The organism is Phormidium sp. CCY1219 (genome assembly GCF_035615515.1).
Lineage (GTDB): Bacteria > Cyanobacteriota > Cyanobacteriia > Cyanobacteriales > Laspinemataceae > CCY1219.
On sequence record NZ_JAJENT010000764.1, the window covers coordinates 1 to 5,795 of the forward strand.

The window sequence follows — 5,795 nt, forward strand, 5'->3', positions numbered from 1 at the left end:
TATCGTTTTTGGCTGCATGGTAAGCGCCAACTCTTAGTTAGACGTTGGGTCGTCCAAGCTGCGCGTATGCGCGACCGTAGAAGTTGACGTTTAATCCGATCGCAGATTTGACCCATTCCTAGCGGATGCTGGGAATGGGTTTCCCCTAGAGACGCAATTTCAAAGCGTCTCTACCACCTCACCCTCGGGTCTTCACCCGCTCCTCACCCCGGCGTGATGCCCCCAGCAAATTATTGTATCTTCCCAGAGACTATAGGGGAACCCCACGCCCTTCACGGTTTCTTTTCCTGACCCGCAGTTGGTATAGGAGACCCTGCACACAGAAGCGCGATCGCCCTTTTCTCTCTCCAATTATATCGCGGTTTCCAACTGCGATAACGGCTAATCCCCCCGCCGCGTTTCGTTTCTGGGGGGGTTCCCAGGTTCCTGGGGCGACTCCCGTCTGCAATCCCACAGCTAAACTGGGGGAGTACCGTTGATGGGAGAGGTTCACTCGCTTATCGTGCGGGGGGGGATTTGGGGGCATAAAAATGCCTCCCGGGGATGGGAGGCGAAGGTGCTAAACGATAGGGGTAGGGTGTCGCTAACTGGCGACGTATTCGCTCATATCTCCTTTGCGCTTGCGGAGTTTAGCGAGAGCTTCGCGCTCGATTTGGCGAACCCGTTCGCGACTGATTTGCAGGCGATCGCCAATTTTAGACAGAGTTAAGGGATGTCCGTCATCCAATCCAAAGCGCAAAGCAATCACGTCACGCTGTTGGGGAGTCAATTCGGACATCAGCCGTTCCAAATCCGCGCGCATCGCCGCTTGAGTGGCATAATCTTCTGGTGAAGGGCCGGTATCTTCGAGCAACTCACTGAGTTCTGTATCTTGGTTGTCGCCAACGCGCAAATCCAACGAGAGCGGAAGACGCGCTCTTTCGAGATATTCGCGAATTTGCTTGGGCGTTAAGTCCAGTTCCTTGGCTAACTCAGTAATCGAAGGGGTATGGCCCAGTTTTTGTGATAGCTCGCGGGAGGCTTTTTTGATTTTGTTAAGCTTCTCGGTAATGTGAATCGGGAGGCGAATGGTGCGACCTTTTTCGGCGATCGCTCGGGTAATCGCCTGACGAATCCACCAATAAGCATAAGTGGAAAAGCGATAGCCTTTGGTAGGGTCGAATTTTTCTACCCCGCGCTGCATTCCAATGGTTCCTTCTTGAATCAAGTCGAGCAAATCAACATTGCGCTTGATATACTTCTTCGCAACCGATACGACTAAGCGCAAGTTGGCTTCTACCATTTTGCGCTTTGCCATTTCACCTTCCGCGATCGCGCGTTGTAGCTGTGCTTCAGACAAGTTGGCTGATTGCGCCCATTGTGCGTGGGTCGGCGCATGACCTAATGTTTCGGCGAGGGTCTTTTTCACCTCTTCCAAGCGGGTTAAATGCTGTACTTGCTTACCCAATACGATCTCCTGCTCGTGGGTCAGCAGGGGAACCCGGCCAATTTCTCGCAGGTAAGTGCGGACTAAATCTGTTGAAGTCTGAGCAGTCTTCATGGCGCTTCTTCCGTGAATAGGTAACGATACTTGTGGCTTGTATGCTTGGCGCTTTCTCTGAATCGACCCGATGGAGCGCTAGCCACTCGGGGCATTTGTGGATCTGGCTGCCAAACCCAATGTAACCCCTGAGGATGGGAATGCCGGATCCCCATCCCGGGTTAGGAACGTGAATCGACTATTTCTGACGCGATTTCACCCGCACCGGCACCAACAGGGGTTGGTAGTTCGGCTGGGCCTGGCGATCGCGCAGTCGTGCCCACATCCAGGCGAGGCAAATTGTTCCGAGTATCAAGGTTATGGTTGTCATAAGTTTTCTTAAGTCCAACAATGCTATGTTAAAAATTGTAACATTTCTTAAAGAAATGTCCAGGCCCCCGGACAAGTTTTGCGATCGCTTATCTCCAACTTCCGGTGTAGGCTTAGCTCAAGATTACCCAGGATTGGAGTTTATAAAAGCATCGTGGAAAACAATTGGGAGGGAAAATCGCCTCTTTTGGGGCAAAATTCCCAAAATAGGATTATAGATTGTCGATTGTTAACTCAGTAAATAAAAGTTGGCGATAAAAAATGGGTGAGCGCAGGCTCACCCCAAACTTAATCAAAAACTCAGAAATTGAATTGGCAATCTCTAAATTCTCAGTTGGCAATCGTGTCGGTTTTCACCCGCGCCGCATCTTCATCGGCGATATAATCCTGAACAGCTTTCACCTCCAGGGGTTCGCCTTTCAGGGCGCGGATAGCGGCGGCAGTTGCCTTCGCCCCAGAAATCGTGGTGATAATCGGCAGTTTGTAATCCAACGCCATGCGACGAATCAAGCGGGCGTCGGTTTGCGACTCTTCTCCAGTGGGCGTATTGATAATAAACTGAATCTGCTCGTTTTTGATCCAGTCTACCACGTGAGGACGGCCTTCGTGCAGTTTGTACACCAGATCCACATCAGTCAGACCTTGTTCTCGCAGGACTTTGCGGGTGCCCGAGGTGGCGACAATCTTAAAGCCCAACTCTTTTAACTCTTTCACCACCGGCACCACCAGGGATTTGTCGCGATCGTTCATCGAGACAAACACCGTGCCATTCAGGGAAAGATTCACCCCGGCCCCTAACTCCGCTTTAGCAAAGGCGCGTCCGAAATCGGTATCAATTCCCATCACCTCGCCAGTGGAGCGCATTTCCGGTCCGAGCAAGGTATCGCTACCGGGGAATTTATTAAACGGTAACACCACTTCCTTAACCGCAATATGCTGGGGAATCTTCTCCTCGGTAAACCCAAGGGAGGCTAAGGTATTTCCCGCCATCACCAGGGAGGCCATTTTTGCCAAAGGCACGCCGATCGCTTTCGACACGAAGGGAACAGTCCGGGAAGCGCGGGGATTGGCTTCCAAAATGTAAACCTGTTCCCCTTGCACCGCATACTGAATGTTCATCAATCCCACCACATTCAGGGTTTTGGCGAGTTTGACAGTCCATTCGCGAATCGTCTTGAGGGCGGCGGGTTGCAAGGAGATGTAGGGAATCGAACAAGCAGAGTCCCCGGAGTGAATACCAGCTTGTTCGATGTGTTCCATAATACCGCCGATGACCACCTCGCCGCTGGAGTCGGCGATCGCATCCACATCCACTTCGATCGCGTTTTCCAAAAACTTATCGATCAAAATCGGGTGGTCTGGTTCCACCTGCACCGCAAAGGTCATGTACCGTTCCAATTCCTTATCGGAATAGACGATTTCCATTGCCCGTCCGCCTAACACGTAGGAGGGACGCACCACCACCGGATAGCCAATTTTTTGCGAAATCCGCAGGGCATCTTCGTAGCTGCGGGCAATTCCATTCGGCGGTTGCTCGATTTGCAAGTCCCACAGGATTTGCTCAAAGCGCTCTCGGTCTTCGGCGATGTCGATGGAATCGGGGGAGGTTCCCCAAATCTGAGACTTAATCGATTTGTCCAATACGCGATCGAGGGCGTCGGAATCCAGGGCTTTTTGCAAGGGTAAGGCCAGTTTCAGCGGGGTCTGTCCGCCAAACTGGATGATGATGCCTTCGGGATTTTCCGCTTCGATGATGTTGAGTACATCTTCTTTGGTGAGTGGCTCGAAGTAAAGGCGATCGCTGGTGTCGTAGTCGGTGGAGACGGTTTCTGGGTTGGAGTTGACCATAATCGTCTCGAATCCTTCATCCCGCAGGGAGTAGGAGGCGTGACAGCAGCAGTAGTCAAATTCGATACCTTGGCCGATCCGGTTCGGACCGCCGCCTAAAATCATCACCTTGCGTCGGTCGGAAATTTTGACTTCCGATTCTTCTTCGTAGGTGGAATAATAATAAGGAGTATAGGCTTCAAATTCGGCGGCACAAGTATCTACTAATTTGTACACCGGCTTGACGCCCAAGGAGACGCGGTAGGCGTGAACTTCGCTTTCCGTGGTCTTGGTGGCGAAGGCAATCTGGCGATCGCTATACCCTTGCTGCTTGATTGCATACATTTGCTCTTTTGTCAACTCCTTGAGGGGAGTCCGCTTCAGGAGTTTTTCGGTTTCGAGCAGGTCTTGCATCTTATCCAAGAACCAAGGGTCGATGCCGGTGAGTTCGTAGATTTCTTCTACAGTCATGCCCATTAGCATGGCATGTCGCACGGTGAAAATTCGCTCGGGATGCGGGGTGCGTAAGCCGGCGCGAATTTGCTCCAGGGAGGGGATGACTTCTTGGGTGTCGCATCCCCAACCGCTTCGTCCGGTTTCGAGCGATCGCAGGGCTTTTTGCAAGGATTCCTGGAAGGTCCGCCCGATCGCCATCGCTTCGCCCACGGATTTCATCTGGGTGGTGAGTAGGGGTTTGCTGCCGGAAAATTTCTCGAAGGCAAACCGGGGCGCTTTGGTCACTACATAGTCCAGGGTCGGCTCAAAGCTGGCTGGGGTTTCTTTGGTGATGTCGTTGGAGATTTCGTCGAGGGTGTAGCCCACGGCTAATTTGGCGGCAAATTTGGCGATCGGAAATCCGGTGGCTTTGGAGGCGAGGGCAGAAGACCGCGATACCCGGGGGTTCATCTCGATGACGATGACATCCCCATTGGTGGGATCGATGGCAAACTGAATGTTCGATCCGCCGGTCTCTACGCCAATTTCTCGAATAATCTTAATCGAGGCATCGCGCAATCTCTGATACTCTTTGTCGGTTAGGGTCTGGGCCGGGGCGACGGTGATCGAGTCTCCGGTGTGAACGCCCATCGGATCGATGTTCTCGATGGAGCAGATAATCACTACGTTGTCGGCTAAGTCCCGCATCACTTCGAGCTCGTACTCTTTCCAGCCTAAGAGGGATTTCTCGATGAGAATTTGCGACACGGGGGAGGCTTCTAACCCGGCGACGGCCATTTCTTCAAATTCTTGCTGGTTGTAGGCAATCCCGCCTCCGGTTCCGCCTAGGGTGTAGGCGGGTCGAATGATTAAGGGGTAGTTGCCAATTTGACTGGCGACGGCTTTGGCTTGTTCTAGGGTTTCGGCAATTCCCGAGGGACAGCTTTTTAAGCCAATCTTGGTCATGGCGTCTTTGAATCTTTGCCGGTCTTCGGCTTTTTCGATCGCCCCGAGTTTGGCCCCGATGAGATCTACGCCATATTTGTCTAATACGCCGTTTTTGGATAGGGTGACGGCCAGGTTTAACCCGGTTTGCCCTCCCATTGTCGGGAGTAAGGCGTCGGGTCGTTCTTTGGCAATTACTTTTTCCAGGACTTCGGGAATTAATGGTTCGATGTAGGTGCGATCGGCGGTTTCTGGGTCCGTCATAATCGTGGCGGGGTTCGAGTTGACTAGCACCACTTCGTACCCTTCTTCTCGCAAGGCTTTACATGCCTGGGTGCCTGAATAATCAAATTCGCACGCTTGGCCAATTATAATTGGGCCAGAACCAATGAGGAGAATTTTGTGCAGGTCGTTGCGACGGGGCATAGGCTGAACTGTTCTATTGTCAGTTGTTAGTTGGCAATCCCTACGGGGCAGGCGATCGCCGCTCTAGTCTCGCTCTCCGTCCAGAGGGCTGCTCTGTCTCGGGGGCGAAAGCTGCGATCGCTGGCCTCTCGGCTGATTGCTGAATCGAGATTATTGTAAGGGTTTTCTCCCCACCCCGGATCGCTGGGTTAATGGAATTTTAACAAGATTTGATGACTTGCATTCCCCGGGGGCGGGTTTAGCTTCTCGGCGGGAAGCCCCGCGCTCTACCCGTGCTTGGTGAGCGTCGGGATGAGAGCCAGGGGAAATGGAG

General features: G+C 52.6%; 3 protein-coding genes. All 3 read right to left on the minus strand.

Annotated features, from left to right (window positions below):
- Positions 1-583 precede the first annotated feature (583 nt).
- Positions 584-1,540 (minus strand): RNA polymerase sigma factor, RpoD/SigA family, encoded by a 957-nt coding sequence (locus LKK83_RS23230; RefSeq protein ID WP_324633766.1) that lies wholly within the window; start codon positions 1,538-1,540, stop codon positions 584-586.
- A gap of 178 nt (positions 1,541-1,718) precedes the next feature.
- Positions 1,719-1,850: a hypothetical protein gene (locus LKK83_RS23235; RefSeq protein ID WP_324633767.1), complete on the minus strand. Its 132-nt coding sequence runs from the start codon at positions 1,848-1,850 to the stop codon at positions 1,719-1,721.
- 329 nt (positions 1,851-2,179) lie between these two features.
- Positions 2,180-5,482: a carbamoyl-phosphate synthase large subunit gene (carB, locus tag LKK83_RS23240; RefSeq protein WP_324633768.1), complete on the minus strand. Its 3,303-nt coding sequence runs from the start codon at positions 5,480-5,482 to the stop codon at positions 2,180-2,182.
- Between the last annotated feature and the right edge of the window lie 313 nt (positions 5,483-5,795).